Here is a 19,069-nt window from a genome sequence, read left to right as displayed (position 1 = left end):
AAGGCGATTTAATGATTAGCTAAACTAGAATTAACGCTGATTTTTTATTGCATTAATAATATTTGTTGTTGAGCAGCCATCTTCAAAGTTAAGCACTTTAACGTCACCACCCGCAGCAATGACTTCTTTACCACCCGCAATCTCTTCAGGTTTGTAATCGCCACCTTTTACTAATATATCAGGTAACATTTTCGCAATTAAACGCTGTGGTGTTTGTTCTTCAAATGGCACGACCCAATCAACAGAATCAAGAGCCCCAAGCACTATCATTCGCTGCATTAACGGATTAATAGGACGTGTTTCACCTTTCAATTGTTTAACAGAGCTATCGCTATTTACTGCAACAATTAAGCGATCGCCCAATTTACGCGCGTTAGCCAAGTAAGACACGTGCCCAGCATGCAAAATATCAAAGCAGCCATTGGTCATCACAATTTTTTCACCGCGTTGACGGGCTTTACTAATCGCATCTTGTAGTTCATTCTCAGTCATGACGCCAAAGCCATTGTCAGCTCGCGCTCTAATCGCATCTTCAAGTTCAACTTGTGACACAGTTGAGGTCCCAAGTTTACCCACCACCACACCCGCCGCTGCATTAGCTAAAAAGCAGCTCTCTTCGAGCGTACAGCCCGCAGATAATGCTGCCGCTAAAGAGGCAATAACAGTATCACCCGCCCCCGTTACGTCAAACACTTCTTTAGCTTGAGTTGGTAAATGATAAATGGGTTTACCGATCTGCAGCAGTGTCATGCCTTTTTCGCTACGCGTGACTAATAATGCTTTGAGATCATAATCTTTAATCAGTTGATAACCTTTTGCAACAATCTCATCTTCATCTGCGCAAGTACCAACCACCGCTTCAAATTCTGACATATTTGGCGTTAAAATTGTTGCACCACGATAACGTTCAAAATCGCTGCCTTTAGGATCAATTAACACCGGAATGTTTGCTGCATTAGCAAGCTTAATCATCGACTGCACTGAAGACAATACGCCTTTAGCATAATCAGATAAAACCATTACCTTTGATTGTGGCAGTGCTTGCTTAATTCGAGCCAGTAAAGCACTCGGCTCAACGTTATCAAAACCCTCTTCAAAATCAAGACGAATCAATTGTTGATTACGTGATAACACGCGCAATTTAGTAATAGTTGGGTGTGATGATAATGTGACAAAATCACAGGTAACACGGTGCTTTGCGAGCTGCTCATCAAGAATTTTTGCGGCTTCATCAATGCCCGTTAGGCCAATTAGACGAGCTTGTCCGCCTAATGAGGTGATATTCATAGCAACATTGGCAGCACCACCAGGGCGCTCTTCTAACGAATTGATCTTCACCACAGGCACCGGTGCTTCAGGTGAAATACGGTTCGTTGCCCCGTGCCAGTAGCGATCAAGCATAATATCGCCAACGACAAGTATATTGGCAGTACTAAAATCGGGTAAACAATTTTTCATTTTGCATCCTAATCATGATACGAAATTAGCTTATCTTGCTTAATTAAGTTCTTGCTCTTGTTCATCCTCGTCCTGTCTTGAACGTGGTTTATAAAACTTAGCAAAAAATAACCCAATTTCAAATAATAAACACATTGGAATCGCCAATAAAGTTTGCGAAAATACATCCGGCGGCGTTAAAAACATCGCAACGGTAAATACCCCAACAATAATATATGGGCGTTTCTTTTTCAGCCCTTCCGGTGACGTTACGCCAGTCCAACATAATAAGATGATCGCAACAGGCACTTCAAAAGCAAAACCAAATACCACAAATAATGTCATGACAAAATCAAGATATTTAGTAATGTCAGTATTGATAGCCACATCAGCCGGTGCGGTATTAATGAAAAAGTAAAAGGCTAATGGAAAGACAATAAAATACGCAAAAGCCAATCCTAAATAAAATAAAGTTGTACTTGAAATGACGAGCGGTAAAATTAAACGGCGTTCTTTTTGATACAGTGCCGGCGCAATAAATCCCCAAACTTGAAAAAGAATATACGGAATAGCAGCAAAAAGCGATACGATAGCTGTTAATTTAATTGGTGTAAAAAAGGGTGCTGCGATATCCGTTGCAATCATGACACTCCCTTCTGGTAGTTGCCTTACTAACGGATGGGCAACAATCGAGTAAATATCATTTGAAAAATAGAGTAATGCAACGAATACCACAATCACACAAATCACACACCGAAGTATGCGTGTTCGCAGTTCAATAAGGTGACTAATAAGCGGCTGTGCTTTATCATCCGACATGCTGATCTTTCCCTATATCACTAACCGAAGAGGTACCGACATTTTTTGTAACTGGATCCTTAGCTGCCTGACCATTGATCGCTTGCTGGGTTGTCGATGCGATCTCGTCAGAAGTATCATAAAAATCTTTTTGAATCGACTCAGCAACACGCTTAAGATCATCGATAGAGGCTTTTATTTCAGGTGTAATATTGTCTAAACCACTTTTTTCAGCCTGTTTTAAACTGTCTTGTAGCTCTTGTAATCTCAATTCTTTATTCAGTTCTAATTGAACCGTCGCAGAAAGACGACGTAGGGCTTTAATCCATCCTGCTACCGTTTTGATAGCCTCAGGCAAACGTGCTGGCCCTAAAACCAGTAAAGCAATAATGAGGACAAGTAATAGCTCACCGAAGCTAATATCAAACACGGTTTACTCTTTTTTGTCATTATTTTGGTTGTTTTCTAGACCATCCGATTTTTGAGCAGATGAAAAATCAGCGTCGTTATCGCTCTCTTTTTTATCATCATCACCCATGGCTTTTTTAAAGCCTTTAATTGCCGAACCTAAATCAGAGCCCAATGTACGCAATTTTTTTGTGCCGAAAATTAACACAATCACAGCGAGTAGGATCAGAAGCTTCGTCCAACTTGGCATCATAACTAGTACCTCATTCATTTAGAAAATTATTTTATTATACACTTAATTTTAAATAAAATGCATGTCAAGTATTTGATCATACATCTTATTAGCTTTAAAATTAAACTAACATACTCACTTTATAACACATCGATTTTAAACTAATTTAATCAACAACATCATTACACTTGTCACAATAATAGATACTATGATGGCCACTTTCCAAGCACAACATTGCTTTGTTTTTGCCAGCTCTAACTGCTTAGTTAGTCGCTCTATATGCAAGACTAGTTTTTTTTGTTCTCTTTCATATTGTTTAATTCTTGCTGGTAGCTCGGGTAAGACTTCATGCCATTGCGGCAAGGTATCTATAAATTGTTTGGTAATATGTTTAATACTAGTTTGCTCATGATACCAGGATTCTAAAAAAGGTTTTGCCGTTGCCCACAGATCAAGCTGAGGGTAAAGCTGGCGGCCAAGTCCTTCAATATAGAATAATGTTTTTTCAAGTAAGACGAGCTGAGGTTGAATAACCATATTAAACTGCCTGGCAACTTGAAACAGGTGGAACAAAATTTGTGCAAAGGATATCTCGCCAAGTGGCTTGGCAAAAATCGGCTCGCAAACTGCTCGCATAGCCGATTCTAATGCAACGATATCAGTATCCTCAGGTACCCAAGCAGACTGTACATATAGCGAGGCAATTTTTTGATAATCGCGATTAAAAAAAGCAATAAAATTTTGCGCTAAAAATCGCTGATCATCACGACTGAGTTCCCCCACAATAGCGCAATCAATTCCAATATAACGTGGGTTAATTGGCTCTTTAACATCAATAAAAATATTGCCTGGGTGCATATCAGCATGGAAAAAATTATCACGAAACACTTGCGTAAAAAAGACGTTGACGCCACGCTCAGCAAGCAGTTTGAGGTTTACATTACGTGCCTTAAGCTGCGCAATATCGGATATTGGAACGCCACTAATGCGCTCTTCGACCATTACATTTGAGCGACATAATTCGCGATAGACATAAGGTATATAAAGCATATCGCTATTGATAAAATTTTGACGTAGACGGCTTGTATTGTCAGCCTCTCGCAGTAAATTCATTTCGTTCAATAGCGTCGCATGGTAATCACGCACAATTTCTGCCGAGCGTAATCGATTTGCGTCTGGTAAATATTTTTCGAGCTGAGCAGATAACCAGTACATCACCTCAATATCTGCATCGATAACCGGCTTAATCTCTGGTCGCAAGACTTTGATAATAATTTTTGCGCCGCTCTGTTTTAATGTTGCACAATGAACTTGCGCAATGGAAGCGGAAGCAAGAGGTGTAATGTCAAAATCAGTAAAATAATGGTCGATTGAATGACCTAATGCTTGCTCAATCATTTGCTGTGCTATTTGACCATCAAATGGGGCAACCTGATCTTGTAGCTTAACTAGTTGCTCGGCAATCGGATCTGGTAATAAATCTCGGCGAGTTGATAACATTTGCCCCAGCTTAACCCAAATTGGTCCAAGCTCTTGTAATGCTAACACTAAACGTTCACCGCCCTCTTTAGCTTTAGCTCGTTTTCTTACCCAAAAGAGTAATGCTAATACGAACTTAAATTTGGCAGATAGACGATACTTAGGTAAAAATTCACCTAATTGATAAGCTTTAAAGGTAGCAAGAATTTTATAGAGTCTTAAATACTTCATTGTATCACTTAGTATTTAAAACCAATGTGCAGTGCCACGATACCGCCGGTCATATTATGAAATTGTGCATCTCTAAATCCAGCCTCTTCCATCATCTGTTTCAGTTTTAACTGATCCGGATGCATACGAATTGACTCGGCTAAATAACGATAGCTATCGGAATCATTGGCAACAAGTTTGCCCATCAACGGCAGCATGGTAAATGAATATAAATCATAAGCTTTACTCAGCAATTTATATTCCGGTTTAGAAAACTCAAGGATGAGTAAACGACCGCCAGGTTTAAGCACTCGCCACATTGAACGTAGTGCTTTATCTTTATTAGTCACATTGCGTAAACCAAATGCAATGGTAATGCAATCAAATATATTATCAGCGAAAGGTAACTCTTCGGCATTGGCTTGCACATATTCGATATTTTTAAATAAGCCTTTGTCACGTAATTTATCACGCCCGACTCTTAGCATTGACTCATTGATATCAGCAAGCACGACTAAGCCATCATCCCCCACGAGTTGGGAAAATTTTGCGGTCAGATCCCCCGTTCCGCCAGCTAAATCTAGTACGGTTTGACCTCTTACAACGCCGCAATATTCCATCGTAATCTTTTTCCAAATACGATGAATACCAAACGACATGAGATCGTTCATCATATCATACTTATCGGCTACCGAATGGAATACATCCGCAACGCGCTTTTCCTTCTCTTGCTTAGGAATCTGCTTATAACCAAAGTCAATAGTTTCTTGACTATTATTGTTATTTTGCTCATCTGAAATTTTCGACATAATAATATAACCGTAAAAAAATTTAGCCTAGTTTAGCACAGACTCAACAACTGTACTATTTTTAGCGAAAATTAATGTAGTTGTTTTTCGACCATTTTCAGTATCTCCTCTACAACACTCAGGGCCGAGTCACAATCATCAAAGTCAGTTTCATTAATAATGAGATCAAAAGGATAATTTTCTTCGAGTTCTTGTAAAATCGTGTTGGAAGATTGGAATGCTGTTTGATAGTAGTGATGTAACGTTCGAAAATCCAGTGAAGTAAATAATACTCGATTGGCAGATAATGAGGCAGCATGCAATCGCTCAGCATGTAGCTTTGCCATACTAATGTAGTCAGATTTGTTAAAGACTAAATTGGCATTGTCTTGATAGCTACAGTTGATGTAATTAACATAACCGTTACCAACGTATTCAGTATTATAAATATTAGCTAATTGCTTAGGAACTTTACTAAATTCACTCCGTCCAATAATCGCAATGCGCTTGATAAAAAAGGGCCTTGCTTTTTGCGCAATAAAATGCCAATTATCATATGGCTGCTGTCGGATTTTAGTTGCACTAATATTCACAAAGTCACGATCGGCATCAATTAGTTTTACAGCGGTTTGGAAGTAATGCTTATAGTGCTCCACATCTTGTGGTTCACTGGTGAAAATAACCGAAGGAACAACGTGATGTTTATCTAAAATAGACTTAACTCTATCACTCCAATCTTGCCAACCATTAGGATAACTTGCAATGCCGGCTTCATCTAAAACATGGGTATGAACATTATGACGATTTTTAAAGGTTTTTTGTAACCACAAAAATCGATCTTCGACTCCTGGTTGCCTTGGCATATGACTATCTTGAAATAATTTGAGATCACGATTTTGTTCACAACCTAAAAGAATATGCAGCTCATCAACTTGACTCGCTGCTTTTTCAATCAAATAAATATGACCGCAATGGAGTGGGTAAAACTTACCAAAAACTAAGCCAATTTGGTGTGTTGCTACTGAGGAAATATTCATGATACCTGTCATCGTTGATAATAATGGTATACACTCTATCCAAAATACAATTTATGTCTATTCAAAAGATGCTATTTTTTGGTGCAAATGAGATTTAATCTTTTTATTTACCCAGCATATACAGTCTTATGCTGGGGATATTATTAATACTAGTCTCGGTGGGAAAACGCTTTCCATTTTGCTAACATAATACCAGTTAATACTGAAATATTTAATGCCGCCATCGCTTCACTACCAGGTAAATACACAATATCATCAGCCAAGGCTGCCAATTTGGTATTGATTTGTTGAAACACCACAAACACAATCTTCGTCTTTATTGTCACTTTTTCGAATGTTTCAGCTTTCAGAGAACTCACTTTGCACGGTAATAGTGCAATAATCTGATATCCCTGTTGCTTAAACTGATCAATAGATGCAACGAAATCATCAGCTTTAATTAAATTAATCGCTTCACACCCACCTTCTGCAACCCTCATTGCAGCACCATTATCCAGTAACTCAGGTTTTCTTAACAACAAAGCATTAACATCAAAAAAAGCCGTAGTTCTTGCTATACCACCAAGATTATGAGGATTATTAATATCATCAATGGCTAAAACACAATCTTGTTTTAATTGTCCATTGGCAGATAAATACTCTGCCACTAATTGTGACTGACGTTTTTTAACGATTAAACAAATGCCGCCGTGATGAGGTGTTTGGGCTATTTTCGTCATCTCTTCATCACTAATGACGTCATATCCTAATCGATGTTCGACTAAATGGGCAATTAGCGCTTTAAATTCAAACGTTTTTTCTTGCAAAAAAAATGCTTTAATGATTGCCTCTGGCCGTTTTGCAAATACCGCTTTACAACTATTTTCACTATAAACGAGTGTCTCTTCTTTACGCTGGCGTTTACTGTTATGTTCAATCTCTGGCTTTACTGTTGTATCGTAAGTTGGTAAATGTTCGGTACGGTTAACGCGCGCTTTCCAAGGCGAATCACCCTCTTGCATCATCGGCTTTTTGGCACGAGGTTTAAACGTTTCAATACGACTATCACTAGCCTGACGATTGCCACTATACCCTTTTTCTGCACGAGATTTATCTGGATTTTTCCCATAACCACCACGACTATTACTGCGTGGCTTATCAAAATCACGTTTATCATTTTGACGTTTAGGTTTGTCTTCTTTCGATTTTTGTGCGTAAAAAATCGCTGGTTTTACTTTATCTTTGGATGAAGAATTATTTGATGACTCATTGTCACTCATAGGAATCTCACTGTTTATCGTGTTCGTATAGTTGGCGCAACTTTATCAAGCACACCATTAATAAATTTATGGCTATCTTCAGCACCAAAGGTTTTCGTTAAATCAATCGCTTCATTAATCACGACTTTATAAGGCACATCTTCACGCTTGAGTAATTCATATAACGCAATACGTAAAATAGCCCGCTCGACTAAACCAAGCTCATCTAGCGAACGTTCATTCAAATATGGGGACATTTTAGCGTCAATTTCAGTCGCATTATGTCCAACACCATTGAGTAGCTCACGAAAATATTTTTTGTCGACACCTTTCATGTCCTGCTCAGCCATAAAACTGACCTCAACATCAGACAAATCATTTTTCGATACTTGCCAAGAATAAATTGCCTGCACCGCACATTCACGAGCTCGGCGTCTTGGATTTATTGTAGCACTCACGCCTTACCCCTTGATTATATTTAAGGTATTTAACATTTCAAGCACCGTTAATGCTGCTTCAGCGCCTTTATTACCCGCTTTAGTCCCTGCACGCTCAATAGCTTGTTCAATATTTTCAGTAGTCAAAATACCAAAACCGACTGGAATCGAATGCTCTAATGAGACAGATAATAAGCCAGAACTTGACTCGCCAGCAACATAATCAAAATGCGCTGTACTCCCACGAATAACGGTACCTAATGCAACAATCGCATCAAATTTCTTACTTTGTGCCGCGACTTTTGCGGTTAAAGGAATCTCATAAGCACCCGGTACTTTAATGATAGTGATATTGTGTTCATCAACTTGACCAATACGTTTTAGCGCATCAACCGCGCCCTCAACCAAACTATCATTAATAAAATGGTTAAAACGCGCCGTGATAATGGCAATTTTTGCTTTAGGTGCGGCAACTTGGCCTTCAATAGTTTGCATAAAGATTCCTCTGTATCTGACTAGATTTTACGTAGCCCTGTAATAAGCCGATAATTTTAGCATAGATTCAAATTTTCGCTATGTCGATTTTAGGTAAAACATCATTAACACAACACAAAAATAGGAACTTTTATTTCATTTCATTGCTTAGATATCGACGTTAATATACCGCGTAAAATATTCAATTCTTGTTGTTCAAGACGTGCTCGCGTAAATAATCGACGTAATCGTCCCATAATCTGCCCAGGATGACTTACATTAATAAATCCTGTTTGTAATAATGTCTGCTCCAAATGCTGATAAAAACGCTCGATATCATCATTCTTAGGATAACTTATCATCTCACTTTGTGGCAGTTGCTGAGCAGTTAATTTCAGCATTGCCATCCTGATTTCGTAACACAGAACTTGTACCGACATTGCTAAATTGAGCGAACTATACTCTGGATTGGCCGGAATCGAAACGTGGTAATGGCATTTTTGCAATTCCTCGTTAGTAAGACCGACCCGTTCACGGCCAAACACCAACGCCACTTGGTATCCTAGCTGCACCTCCTCAATAATTTTTTCACCACTTTCAAAAGACTCTAGATGTGGCCACTGTAAATGACGCGATCTCGCGCTCGTACCAATCACCAATTGACAACCAGCGATAGCCTCTTCCATTGAACTAACAATCTGCGCCTGTTTAATAATATCACTCGCGCCGGCGGCAAGTGAAATCGATTGCGAATCGGGTTTAACAATCGGATTAACCAAGCACAGTTTACTCAGCCCCATGGTTTTCATCGCGCGCGCCGCCGATCCTATATTACCCGTATGTGAAGTTTCAACTAAGACAATTTTAATATTCTCAAGTAATGACATTTGTGTTATATCCAATAAAATTTTACTGCTAGTCTAACATAAACTAGAAAAAGCCGAAAATACTGCTATACTATCGACCAAAATATTCTCTTGTGCTTGATAATGAGGGAATTCATTTTCTGTTCTTTAACATCAATTGGAAGAAAACACTATGCATCCGATGCTCAATATTGCTATTCGTGCTGCCCGTAAAGCAGGCAATGTCATCATTAAATCTTATGAAAATCCGGCTTCAGTTAAAGTCAATACCAAAGGCGAAAATGATTTCGCAACCAACGTCGATAGAGCGGCTGAATCGCTTATTATCGAAACAATAAAAAAAGCGTATCCGGACCATACGATCATTGCTGAAGAGAGTGGCTTAACTAAAGGCAGCGATAACGATACGCAGTGGATTATCGACCCAATTGATGGTACTACCAATTTCATTAAAGGTATTCCTCACTGTAGCGTTTCAATCGCAGTGCGCATTAAAGGCAAAACCGAAGCAGCTGTTGTTTATGATCCGATGGCAAATGAACTCTTTACAGCAAGTAGAGGTCAAGGTGCCCAGCTTAATGGTTATAGAATCCGCGCGAATAATACGAAAGATTTAGAAGGTTCAGTACTCGCTATTGCTTTCCCTTATAAAGCGAAACAATACAGCGATAGTTATTTTAATGTATTACAAAAACTATTTACAAAATGTGCCGATTTCCGCCGCACGGGTTCAGCTGCATTAGATTTATCCTATGTTGCTGCGGGTCGATTCGATGGTTTTTTTGAAATCGGTTTAAAGCCTTGGGATATTGCTGCGGGCGAGTTAATTTTGCGTGAAGCGGGCGGCATTATGACTGACTTTGTTGGCGGAAATAACTATATGGTCTCAGGCAATATCGTTGCGGGTAACCCTAAAGTCGTGAAAGAGTTTATTACTTTAACTCAAAGTGAATGGCCAGATCGCTTAAAAGCCTAACAACATCTTAGCAAACCCGCATTATGCGGGTTATTTATTTCAGCGGTACGCCGCTATGAAAACGAAATTCGTTATCAGTCGAATCAATTAATTCAGCTTCAACTAGGCCAATTGTACTCACCCGCTCGCTAATATCGGTATCACTAATATGTTGTGCAAGTTTAAGATAATCTTGGTAATGCCTTGATTCTGAACGTAGTAGCGAAATATAAAAACACGCTAGTTCATCATCAACATACGCCGACAATTTAGCAAATCTTTCGCATGATCTAGCCTCAATGTAAGCACCACAGATTAACTTATCTACCAATGTTGCCGGTTCATGCGTTCTGACTTGTTGCATTAATTTTTTAGCATAACGCCCAGCGCTAATATTTTGATACGCAATTTGCCTTTGTTCCATAATGCTCAACACTTGGCAAAAATGATGTAACTCTTCCTTAATTAGCATTACCATTTTATCAACTAATTCATGACTATAAGCACAATTAGCACGTAACGTGAGCTTTTTTGAAATATCATGATGACTGGCAAGCAGCTCAGTAAGACTTCCCTCTTGACGATAAATTAGATTTTCATAAGGTGCGAGCCAGTTTAATAACACATCACCACTTGGCTTATCAACCGCATATTTACGAATTAACCAAGCCGCTGTTTGCGCAGCTTTGAGTTCACAAATCATATGATCAATAAGTAGCATTGATAAGTTTTCAGCTTTACTCGCCTCATTAATCCAACTATCAGGCGTTTCGCACTGAAGAAAGTCATTAATGGGCACTAGCAATGACTGATATGCAGATAAAGTCACAATTTAAAACCCATTAAAATTTTATGTTTTTTAGCCAGCAAGTCACGTCCTTCCCTAAGGATTGATGCCTCATGGCATAAGTCACGAATGTTTGCACATAGCCGAGTTTATTACCACAATCATGGCTACGACCTTTGATACAGTAAGCATCAACAGGTTCACTTTCAAGTAACATCGCAATCGCATCTGTTAACTGAATCTCATCACCCGCACCGGCAGGGGTTTTAGCAAGTAATGGCCAGATTTTCTCAGATAATACATAACGCCCAACTATTGATTGATTGGATGGCGCTTCTTGCTGAGAAGGCTTTTCAACGACACTATACATTTGCGCAGTTTCACCAGTTTTTAGCGGCTCACCGTGACAATCAACAATACCATAAGAAGAAACCAGTTGCTCAGGAACTGGTTCAACCATAATTTGGCTACGCTTAGTTTGATGATAATTGTTAATCATGGCGGCTAAATTATCTTGTGCTAAGTTGCTTTCATATTCATCGATAATAACGTCAGGTAACACAACCGCAAAAGGTTCATCACCGACTAACGGATAGGCACATAACACCGCATGACCAAGTCCTTTAGCAAGCCCTTGCCTGACACTACTAATGGTAACATTTTTAGGTAAAATGGATTGGACTTCCGATAATAATTGCCGCTTAACTCGAGCTTCAAGCATTGCTTCTAATTCGAAACTGGTATCAAAATGGTTTTCAATCGAATTTTTAGATGAATGCGTTACAAAAATGATCTCGGTAATGCCGGCCGCAATGCACTCTTTCACTACATATTGAATCAAGGGTTTATCAACTACAGGTAACATCTCTTTTGGAATAGCCTTAGTAGCAGGCAACATTCGCGTTCCCAGCCCTGCGACAGGCACAACAGCTTTAGTGACTTTTCCTCTGACAGAGGAAGGAAAATTTGAGAACATTTATTATCCTTTTTACTTATTAATAAAACTTAGTCTACTATACTTGATTTCTTGATAATTTTGCATAGCAAGTCACGATATTATCAATCTGTAAACTATATCTGATTACGAATATTATTCGATGAAATGATGAAATAACGACACAATAAAAATCAGTATTGTAAAATAAAAACACCCTTGACAGTAACATCATAAAATTAACGAGGATCTAAAAATCAATACCTCGTTAATATTATATCAATAACATTTTACATTTGAAAACTGCTTAGCTTGCCGCGTTAGATACTGCTTTACCACCTGATTGAATATCTTCACCAACACCATGTACTGTATTGCAGCCAGTAACAACAGCAACAACCATAAGAGCACATAAAATTGCCAATACTTTTTTATACATACATTTCCCCTCAATTACGAATAAAATTACAATGCAGCAAATGCTTTCGCCACAGCATAAACATTGTTGTCGTTTAATCCTGCAACGCACATTCTACCGCTACCCACTAAATATATTCCAAACTCATTTTTCAATTTGCCAACTTGCTCTTTACTAAATCCGGTATAGCTAAACATACCACGTTGTTTGAGTAAGAAACTAAAATCACGCGTAGGGGCAAGCTCTTTTAAGGTATTTACTAATTCCGTTCTCATCTGCATAATGCGAGTATTCATCTCATTCACCTCACTCATCCACAGTGCCTTTAATTCAGGTTGATTAAGCACATGAGAGACAAGCTGAGCGCCAATATTAACAGGACTTGAATAATTTCGTCGAACAGTTGCTTGCAGCTGACCTGATACTCGCACTGCGGCGTCTTTATCTTCACAAAGCACAGATAATCCACCAACACGCTCACCATAAAGTGAAAATGTTTTAGAAAATGAATTCCCAACAAGACCACACATACCTGATGCAGCAAGTGCTCGAATCGCATAAGCATCATCATCAATACTTTTACCAAATCCTTGATAAGCGATGTCCATAAATGGAATGAGATCTTTTTGTTTTAATAATTCAATCAGGTTATCCCATTGTTCATGCGTTAAATCAGCACCCGTTGGATTATGACAACAAGGATGCAATAACACGATACTTTTCGGCGGCAATTCACTGATGGTTTGCATCATACCATCAAAATTCACCCCACCAGTCTTAGCTTCAAAGTAAGGATAACGATTAACAGTAAAACCAGCACCATTAAAGATAGCCACATGGTTTTCCCATGTCGGATCACTGACCCAAACTTGTGACATCGGAAAATAACGAAACAGAAAGTCAGCACCAATTTTCAACGCACCCGAACCGCCTAATGTTTGAATAGTCGCAATTCGTCCCGATTTAACTACCGCATTATTTTCACCAAATAATAATGATTGCACCGCTGAACAATAAGCCGGTAATCCACTCATTGGTAAGTAAAGTGACGCGCTGGTTTGGTTTTGATAGAGATAATCAGCAGCTTGTTTGACGCAATTCAATCGAGGCACAATGCCTTGTTGATCATAGTAATAACCAATACTTAAATTAACTTTATTATTTCTAGAATCATTATTAAAATCATAGACTAATGATAAAATGGGATCGCCTGCATACGGCTCGACTTTTTCAAACATAATACTGCCTTTTATGATAAGGATGAGAGAACTAATAAAATTGTTTCGATTATTACACCAACTATTTAAGCAATCAATATGCTTAAACAGTTATTTTTACGTAATGCAGGTAATATTCTCTTATTAAACCATTTTTGCTAATTGCTCAGCATCAACAACAGTTGCAATTCCTTTGAGAAATTCAATCGAGCTATTATGCTCAGCTTGCGTTGGCGCAGCGCAGGCATCTTCAACTATAACTACTTGATAATCGCGATCATGTGCTTCGCGCGCGGTACTTTGCACCGTCATGGAAGTGCTCACACCAGCGATAATTAATCGTTCAATTTTATTAGCACGTAACGCGGCCTCAAGTTCGGTACAATAAAATGCACTCACGCGCGGTTTAATAATAACCATATCCGCTAAGTGAGCGTGTAAATCAGGATGGAAATCAGTACCTTTTGTATCTAAAGAAAGGCCGCCAATCTGATTAAGTTGACCAAACAACGGCGATGATTTTGGTTGCTCGGTGTAATGCGTTGAAAAACCAACTTTCACAAGTAGCTTTAACCAATTTTTTTCGCCCGCCAGTGTCAAAATACGATTGGCATGCTCAATCACATGGCCTTGTATCACATTAGGTGATGAATGTGGAATTTTACCATCAGGATGGGTAATATCAATAATATAATCAATGCCGATAAATGCTGTATTCATAATCTATTTACTCGATATAGTAATCAACTCATTTAGTTTATCTTGCGCACCTTGGTACTGATTTGAACTATCTAAAATAAGCTGATATTGATGGTTAACATAAATTGAAGGAACGTATTTAAGTCCAAATGATCGGGCAAGTTCCATAGCCAGTTTGAGTTTATCACTCACCACTTCGGAGTTATAATATTTTTCGAGTAATTTTCTATTAATACCTTGGCGCTGTGCCCAAGAAAAAATAGCATCATCATTCTCAAAACTTAATTTTTGTTTGTGAATAGCAGCATACATAAGTGGCGTAATACGATCTTGCTCAGCGGGCGATATCATTCCCAAAGCATAAAACAGACGCGCATATTCATTCCATTTACCTTTTCGGGGAATGGCGATACGGGTAAAGGTGACATTCGCCGGTTTTTGCGCTAACCATTGAGCAATTTGTGGCTCTAACTTATCGCAATAAGGGCATCCATAAGAAAAAAATTCGATTACCTCTATCTTATCTTGCGGTGACGGATCTTTTGCGATTTGTGAATTTAAAACAATATAATCTTGATTTTCGATAAGCTCAGCATCTGCCACATAACTTAGACTGAATAATAGTGCTATTACTAAACTTTTCAATATATTATGCATTTATTTTACTCCTTCCAAATCGAATAACGCCATAGTTTATCACCTTCATAATCACTTTTAATATTAGCCGGTAGACATACTTACAGCTATTTACCACCAACGATCAATTTTTCGATATGAAATAAGGTTATTTCTAAAGACAATGTCCAGCTTTCACTTGTTAAATATACGTATATTTGTTAGGGATGAACGGAGCAACTACAAATCGCTAAATAAGTAGCTGAAAAATTTACAGCTTGCTATTTATTAGACAGCCAGCCTCAAATAGCAAGCCAATCCTTTATCTATTGGCAATGACTTCAATTTCAACTTTTGCATCTTTTGGAATACGTGCAACTTGTACACAAGAGCGCGCAGGGAATGATGCATTATGATCTTTAAAAAATTGGTCATAAGCTGCATTAACGGCAGCAAAATCATTCATATCAGCTAAAAAGATGGTTGTTTTAACAATGTTACCGACTTGACAATTCGCAGCAGCTAAAATTGCTTTAATGTTCGCTAAACTCTGTTTTGCTTGAGTACTAACATCATCAGACATCGTTCCCGTTGCAGGGTCAAGCGGGAGCTGGCCAGATACAAAGACTAAATTACCTAAATCAACAGCCTGAACGTAAGGACCAATTGCAGCAGGTGCTTTATCTGAATTAATGATTTTTACCATTATCTTTACCTCATTTGGTTTATCTTGATTTCAAATTTCTCAGTACTTAGTATACTAAGCCGACAGAGGAAAAAGTTCAATTATAAAAGGTCATAATAGCACCAAAACCTAAGTGACAGTGGTGCTTGCTACGCGAGCATTCAATCTTAATGGCCTGAAAGCCACATGATTACGCGTCATTTAATCCGTTCAAATTGGCTTTACCACGGTTAAAAAATAAGATTAAGATGCCCAAAATTAGCCAGACAATCCCAACAATTTTTGCATCATTATCAATATGCCATAATACCGGTAACAACACTAATATACCCATGACAGGAATGATGACGTCCCAAATAAAGGACTGCATACCACTATTGCGTTTTTTGAATTTAAAATAACCAATAACTGCAACGTGTAACATAATAAAGGCCGTTAACGCACCAACGTCAACAAATGAAACTAACGTCGGCAGCCCTCTGACACTATTTGCCGCAATTGCTGCAAGGCACAAATTAAAACCAGCCGCAAACAGTATCGCAACAGTTGGTACACCATTATGTTTACCCACTTGAGCTAATACTGATGGTAAACGCCTATCACGCCCCATACTAAAGAGCAGACGGCTCGCTGCAGCTTGACCAACCATGGCCGCAAATGCCGCACCAATCGCTTTCATCAACCCTAAAGACCAGCCCAGCCAAATCGATAATTCTTGATTAACAATTTCGTAATATGCTTTACCTTGAAAACTAGGATTAGCACGTAAATATTCCGGTGAATAAGGACTTAATAACGCACCAATATACGTTTGCACAACAAACAATGTACCCGCTAAAATTAAGCAGCCAATAATCGCTTTACTCACCAAGCTTCGTTCACCACCATTTTCTTCGGCAAAGGTTGCTATCGCATCAAAACCTAAATAAGACAGTACCGCAATCGAAACTGCGGTAAATAAATGCCCCCAAGTGAATAACTCTCCACCAACAAACGGCTCTAACCAATCTCGTTTAATACCGCTAGTAATTAATACCCAAATACCAACTAGCAGTACCACAGCTAACACAATGATTTCTAAAATTAAAATTACCAATGTCACTTTAGCCGATTTTTTAATACCGATCAGATTCAGTGACGTGGTGACAACCACCGCTAAGCATGTCCATAACCAGACCGAGACTTCAGGAATAATGGCATTTAACGAGATGCCACTAAATAAATAAGCAACAGCAGGGATAAACAGGTAGTCGAGTAATAACAACCAGCCGACTAAGAAGCCAGCATTAGGATGGATCCCAGCTGAACAGTACGCGTATACCGAACCAGCATGAGGCAATTCCCTAGCCATTCTGGCATAAGAAAAGGCCGTAAAAGCCATCACAAATGTTGCGACAATATAGACTAAACCAATTGCCCCATCACTAATGGCATCGAGCACACCAAATAACCCAACCGGTGCAGCAGGACCAATAAAAAGGAGCCCAAGAATCATTAGATCGCGAAAACGCATGCTTTTATTTAATTGTTGCATAATTTATCTCAATAATATGAATTACTGTATGACATATTAACGCAATTAGTTTTTTGGGTAATATAACAAATAGCAATTAGCTTATTCCTATCAGTTATATTTTTGAATTAAGCGAATCAAGCACTAGATGGTGGGCAGAAAAATAGCGCCACAATGGCGCTAATTGATACAATAATAACGATTAATCTTGTTCTCTAATTTCGTAGGTATAGCTCATTTTTGCCGTTTTACCTAACATGATAGACGCACTACAATATTTTTCAGACGCCAGTTGTATCGCACGTTCTACGGCATCATTTGATACTGAACATCCAGTTATAACGATATGAAAATTAATTGAAGTATACACTTTGGGGGATGATTCTGCTTGTGTTTTTTCAATGTCTACCCACATGTCACGCACATCTTGTTTTGCAGTTTTCAAAATCGCAGTAATATCATATGCCATGCATCCTGCCGCACCATGAAGTAATAGCTCCATCGGACGAGCACCACGATTGCGACCACCATGCTCAATGCCACCATCCATAACGACAGTATGGCCACTAGCTGTTTCACCCATAAAACAAAACTCATCAACCCACTTCAAACGATCTTTCATTTTATCACTCCTAATCACATATCAAATTGATCTTAATTTACTTTATTTTATGCAGTTTATCTAGCAAAATCACGGTTTTAATCATAGCAAAAGACCATAATCGTGATATTGGCCAAATCGATATCAACACTGAACCATCAATCATTGATATTATCATTTTTCCTTACCGCCGATTGTTGTATATAATAAATCATATGTTGAACTTACTTTTTACCATAAAACGATCATGTTAACGCCTTTACAACAAAACATTATTTGCCATACCGAAGATTACGTCAAAAATAAACTGGCATATGATTACTCAGGTCACGATTTTGCACATATCATCCGTGTAACGAATTTAGCCAAACAAATTTACCAAACTGAATCACAAGCCAATGAGTTTATCGTCGTAATGGCAGCCTATTTACATGATGTTATTGATGATAAAGTGATCGAAAACATACCGCTTGCAAGGCAAGAGCTGATCGATTTTATGCAGCAAAAAATGCTATCGTGTGATGAGCAACAAGCAATACTGTCAATTATTGATAATATGTCATTTAAAAAAAATCTAGCTGAAAAACAACCGCTTAGTCTTGAAGGGCAAATTGTCCAAGATGCCGATCGACTAGATGCGATTGGGGCAATTGGTATTGGCAGAACCTTTTTCTATGGCGGCAATAAAAAACATATCATGCATGATCCAAATATCCAGCCTCGTAGCGAGATGTCACAAACAGACTACCGTCAACCTTCTACGGTCATTAATCATTTTTATGAAAAACTGTTTTTACTTAAAGATCAAATGAATACCAAAGCAGGCACCAAGCTAGCACAAGAAAGGCATCAATTTTTAGTCGATTTTGTCCAGCGCTTTGAACAAGAATGGCATGGCCGCTAACCTTTCTATCTGGGAGCGAAGCAATCACAATATGATAACATTCACATTTTTTTATTTAATCGAATTTTTTTAGATAAAAGAATTGCTCGCAAAACAAAAATATGATTTCATAGTAACCAGTTTATTCAAAAGAGTTTATCCCTATGCTTACATTCATGTCGACTCAGCTTTTCGCTACACTGATTAATTCAGTGGTCCTCGCCGTGCGTGTAGTGGTCGGCAATGCGCCGCGACGGGATTAAATCAACACGTTGACCAAACCCCGCCGGTGCAAACCGAGCGGGGTTTCTTTTTTATCCATCTCGCTCCAAATGTCCCGGCACTATTAATAAGGATA

At 38.5% G+C, this 19,069-nt stretch carries 22 protein-coding genes; 2 read left to right on the top strand and 20 right to left on the bottom strand.

Annotated elements, in window-relative coordinates; genetic code table 11:
* Nucleotides 1–30: 30 nt before the first annotated feature.
* The 11 genes from hldE to trmJ form a co-directional block, all read right to left on the bottom strand.
* Nucleotides 31–1,458: a bifunctional D-glycero-beta-D-manno-heptose-7-phosphate kinase/D-glycero-beta-D-manno-heptose 1-phosphate adenylyltransferase HldE gene (hldE, locus tag DES39_RS08215; RefSeq protein WP_121145302.1), complete on the bottom strand. Its 1,428-nt coding sequence runs from the start codon at nt 1,456–1,458 to the stop codon at nt 31–33.
* Between the two features lie 39 nt (nt 1,459–1,497).
* The gene (gene tatC, locus DES39_RS08210; RefSeq protein WP_121145301.1) at nt 1,498–2,256 is read right to left on the bottom strand and encodes a twin-arginine translocase subunit TatC; all 759 of its coding nucleotides are present in this window, start codon (nt 2,254–2,256) and stop codon (nt 1,498–1,500) included.
* Nucleotides 2,246–2,665, bottom strand: a complete 420-nt coding sequence (gene tatB / locus DES39_RS08205) for a Sec-independent protein translocase protein TatB (protein ID WP_121145300.1) — start codon at nt 2,663–2,665, stop codon at nt 2,246–2,248. Before tatB ends, tatC begins: the two co-directional genes overlap by 11 nt.
* Before the next feature lie 3 nt (nt 2,666–2,668).
* Nucleotides 2,669–2,896, bottom strand: a complete 228-nt coding sequence (tatA, locus tag DES39_RS08200) for a twin-arginine translocase TatA/TatE family subunit (protein ID WP_121145299.1) — start codon at nt 2,894–2,896, stop codon at nt 2,669–2,671.
* A gap of 135 nt (nt 2,897–3,031) precedes the next feature.
* Nucleotides 3,032–4,585, bottom strand: a complete 1,554-nt coding sequence (ubiB, locus tag DES39_RS08195; RefSeq protein ID WP_121145298.1) for a ubiquinone biosynthesis regulatory protein kinase UbiB — start codon at nt 4,583–4,585, stop codon at nt 3,032–3,034.
* An 8-nt stretch (nt 4,586–4,593) separates the two neighbouring features.
* Nucleotides 4,594–5,373 carry a bifunctional demethylmenaquinone methyltransferase/2-methoxy-6-polyprenyl-1,4-benzoquinol methylase UbiE gene (gene ubiE / locus DES39_RS08190; RefSeq protein ID WP_121145297.1) on the bottom strand — a complete coding sequence of 260 codons (780 nt, stop codon included), beginning with the start codon at nt 5,371–5,373 and terminating at the stop codon, nt 4,594–4,596.
* A gap of 71 nt (nt 5,374–5,444) precedes the next feature.
* Complete coding sequence (gene nadR / locus DES39_RS08185) at nt 5,445–6,389, bottom strand: multifunctional transcriptional regulator/nicotinamide-nucleotide adenylyltransferase/ribosylnicotinamide kinase NadR (protein WP_170143376.1); 945 nt, start codon at nt 6,387–6,389, stop codon at nt 5,445–5,447.
* Nucleotides 6,390–6,538: 149 nt separating this feature from the next.
* The gene (locus tag DES39_RS08180) at nt 6,539–7,648 is read right to left on the bottom strand and encodes a tRNA/rRNA methyltransferase (RefSeq protein ID WP_121145295.1); all 1,110 of its coding nucleotides are present in this window, start codon (nt 7,646–7,648) and stop codon (nt 6,539–6,541) included.
* Nucleotides 7,649–7,662: 14 nt separating this feature from the next.
* On the bottom strand, nt 7,663–8,073 hold the full coding sequence (nusB, locus tag DES39_RS08175) for a transcription antitermination factor NusB (protein WP_121145444.1): 411 nt from the start codon (nt 8,071–8,073) through the stop codon (nt 7,663–7,665).
* Nucleotides 8,074–8,088: 15 nt separating this feature from the next.
* Nucleotides 8,089–8,559 (bottom strand): 6,7-dimethyl-8-ribityllumazine synthase, encoded by a 471-nt coding sequence (gene ribH, locus DES39_RS08170; protein WP_121145294.1) that lies wholly within the window; start codon nt 8,557–8,559, stop codon nt 8,089–8,091.
* 140 nt (nt 8,560–8,699) lie between these two features.
* On the bottom strand, nt 8,700–9,425 hold the full coding sequence (trmJ, locus tag DES39_RS08165) for a tRNA (cytosine(32)/uridine(32)-2'-O)-methyltransferase TrmJ (protein ID WP_121145293.1): 726 nt from the start codon (nt 9,423–9,425) through the stop codon (nt 8,700–8,702).
* Nucleotides 9,426–9,576: 151 nt separating this feature from the next.
* Between trmJ and suhB the strand changes: the two genes are divergently transcribed.
* A complete protein-coding gene (gene suhB / locus DES39_RS08160) occupies nt 9,577–10,380 on the top strand; it encodes an inositol-1-monophosphatase (protein WP_121145292.1) in 804 nt (267 codons plus the stop codon).
* Nucleotides 10,381–10,414: 34 nt separating this feature from the next.
* On the opposite strand, the gene miaE is transcribed toward suhB, so the two are convergent.
* The 9 genes from miaE to DES39_RS08115 form a co-directional block, all read right to left on the bottom strand.
* A complete protein-coding gene (miaE, locus tag DES39_RS08155; protein ID WP_121145291.1) occupies nt 10,415–11,191 on the bottom strand; it encodes a tRNA isopentenyl-2-thiomethyl-A-37 hydroxylase MiaE in 777 nt (258 codons plus the stop codon).
* A 10-nt stretch (nt 11,192–11,201) separates the two neighbouring features.
* Complete coding sequence (gene galU / locus DES39_RS08150; protein WP_121145290.1) at nt 11,202–12,122, bottom strand: UTP--glucose-1-phosphate uridylyltransferase GalU; 921 nt, start codon at nt 12,120–12,122, stop codon at nt 11,202–11,204.
* A 265-nt stretch (nt 12,123–12,387) separates the two neighbouring features.
* Complete coding sequence (locus tag DES39_RS08145) at nt 12,388–12,519, bottom strand: entericidin A/B family lipoprotein (protein WP_121145289.1); 132 nt, start codon at nt 12,517–12,519, stop codon at nt 12,388–12,390.
* 26 nt (nt 12,520–12,545) lie between these two features.
* Complete coding sequence (locus tag DES39_RS08140; protein ID WP_121145288.1) at nt 12,546–13,736, bottom strand: amino acid aminotransferase; 1,191 nt, start codon at nt 13,734–13,736, stop codon at nt 12,546–12,548.
* A gap of 123 nt (nt 13,737–13,859) precedes the next feature.
* Nucleotides 13,860–14,435 (bottom strand): cysteine hydrolase family protein, encoded by a 576-nt coding sequence (locus DES39_RS08135; RefSeq protein ID WP_121145287.1) that lies wholly within the window; start codon nt 14,433–14,435, stop codon nt 13,860–13,862.
* A 3-nt stretch (nt 14,436–14,438) separates the two neighbouring features.
* Nucleotides 14,439–15,071 (bottom strand): thiol:disulfide interchange protein DsbA/DsbL, encoded by a 633-nt coding sequence (locus DES39_RS08130; RefSeq protein ID WP_121145286.1) that lies wholly within the window; start codon nt 15,069–15,071, stop codon nt 14,439–14,441.
* A 280-nt stretch (nt 15,072–15,351) separates the two neighbouring features.
* Nucleotides 15,352–15,735: a RidA family protein gene (locus DES39_RS08125; RefSeq protein WP_121145285.1), complete on the bottom strand. Its 384-nt coding sequence runs from the start codon at nt 15,733–15,735 to the stop codon at nt 15,352–15,354.
* Nucleotides 15,736–15,904: 169 nt separating this feature from the next.
* Nucleotides 15,905–17,248 carry an APC family permease gene (locus tag DES39_RS08120; protein WP_121145284.1) on the bottom strand — a complete coding sequence of 448 codons (1,344 nt, stop codon included), beginning with the start codon at nt 17,246–17,248 and terminating at the stop codon, nt 15,905–15,907.
* 181 nt (nt 17,249–17,429) lie between these two features.
* Nucleotides 17,430–17,849, bottom strand: a complete 420-nt coding sequence (locus DES39_RS08115) for an OsmC family protein (protein WP_121145283.1) — start codon at nt 17,847–17,849, stop codon at nt 17,430–17,432.
* A 226-nt stretch (nt 17,850–18,075) separates the two neighbouring features.
* On the opposite strand from DES39_RS08115, the gene DES39_RS08110 reads away from it, so the two are divergent.
* On the top strand, nt 18,076–18,732 hold the full coding sequence (locus DES39_RS08110) for an HD domain-containing protein (RefSeq protein ID WP_121145282.1): 657 nt from the start codon (nt 18,076–18,078) through the stop codon (nt 18,730–18,732).
* The last annotated feature ends 337 nt before the right edge of the window (nt 18,733–19,069 follow it).

The organism is Orbus hercynius, assembly GCF_003634275.1.
GTDB lineage: Bacteria > Pseudomonadota > Gammaproteobacteria > Enterobacterales > Orbaceae > Orbus > Orbus hercynius.
The sequence above is the reverse complement of the archived record's forward strand: the minus strand, read 5'-3'. Positions and strand labels throughout refer to the sequence as shown.

What these genes read in the sequence shown, in the direction of transcription:
- hldE (WP_121145302.1), bottom strand. Translation starts at nt 1,458, where the DNA reads ATGAAAAATTGTTTACCCGATTTTAGTACTGCCAATATACTTGTCGTT.
- tatC (WP_121145301.1), bottom strand. Translation starts at nt 2,256, where the DNA reads ATGTCGGATGATAAAGCACAGCCGCTTATTAGTCACCTTATTGAACTG.
- tatA (WP_121145299.1), bottom strand. Translation starts at nt 2,896, where the DNA reads ATGATGCCAAGTTGGACGAAGCTTCTGATCCTACTCGCTGTGATTGTG.
- ubiB (WP_121145298.1), bottom strand. Translation starts at nt 4,585, where the DNA reads ATGAAGTATTTAAGACTCTATAAAATTCTTGCTACCTTTAAAGCTTAT.
- ubiE (WP_121145297.1), bottom strand. Translation starts at nt 5,373, where the DNA reads ATGTCGAAAATTTCAGATGAGCAAAATAACAATAATAGTCAAGAAACT.
- nadR (WP_170143376.1), bottom strand. Translation starts at nt 6,389, where the DNA reads ATGAATATTTCCTCAGTAGCAACACACCAAATTGGCTTAGTTTTTGGT.
- DES39_RS08180 (WP_121145295.1), bottom strand. Translation starts at nt 7,648, where the DNA reads ATGAGTGACAATGAGTCATCAAATAATTCTTCATCCAAAGATAAAGTA.
- ribH (WP_121145294.1), bottom strand. Translation starts at nt 8,559, where the DNA reads ATGCAAACTATTGAAGGCCAAGTTGCCGCACCTAAAGCAAAAATTGCC.
- trmJ (WP_121145293.1), bottom strand. Translation starts at nt 9,425, where the DNA reads ATGTCATTACTTGAGAATATTAAAATTGTCTTAGTTGAAACTTCACAT.
- suhB (WP_121145292.1), top strand. Translation starts at nt 9,577, where the DNA reads ATGCATCCGATGCTCAATATTGCTATTCGTGCTGCCCGTAAAGCAGGC.
- galU (WP_121145290.1), bottom strand. Translation starts at nt 12,122, where the DNA reads ATGTTCTCAAATTTTCCTTCCTCTGTCAGAGGAAAAGTCACTAAAGCT.
- DES39_RS08145 (WP_121145289.1), bottom strand. Translation starts at nt 12,519, where the DNA reads ATGTATAAAAAAGTATTGGCAATTTTATGTGCTCTTATGGTTGTTGCT.
- DES39_RS08140 (WP_121145288.1), bottom strand. Translation starts at nt 13,736, where the DNA reads ATGTTTGAAAAAGTCGAGCCGTATGCAGGCGATCCCATTTTATCATTA.
- DES39_RS08135 (WP_121145287.1), bottom strand. Translation starts at nt 14,435, where the DNA reads ATGAATACAGCATTTATCGGCATTGATTATATTATTGATATTACCCAT.
- DES39_RS08130 (WP_121145286.1), bottom strand. Translation starts at nt 15,071, where the DNA reads ATGCATAATATATTGAAAAGTTTAGTAATAGCACTATTATTCAGTCTA.
- DES39_RS08125 (WP_121145285.1), bottom strand. Translation starts at nt 15,735, where the DNA reads ATGGTAAAAATCATTAATTCAGATAAAGCACCTGCTGCAATTGGTCCT.
- DES39_RS08120 (WP_121145284.1), bottom strand. Translation starts at nt 17,248, where the DNA reads ATGCAACAATTAAATAAAAGCATGCGTTTTCGCGATCTAATGATTCTT.
- DES39_RS08115 (WP_121145283.1), bottom strand. Translation starts at nt 17,849, where the DNA reads ATGAAAGATCGTTTGAAGTGGGTTGATGAGTTTTGTTTTATGGGTGAA.
- DES39_RS08110 (WP_121145282.1), top strand. Translation starts at nt 18,076, where the DNA reads ATGTTAACGCCTTTACAACAAAACATTATTTGCCATACCGAAGATTAC.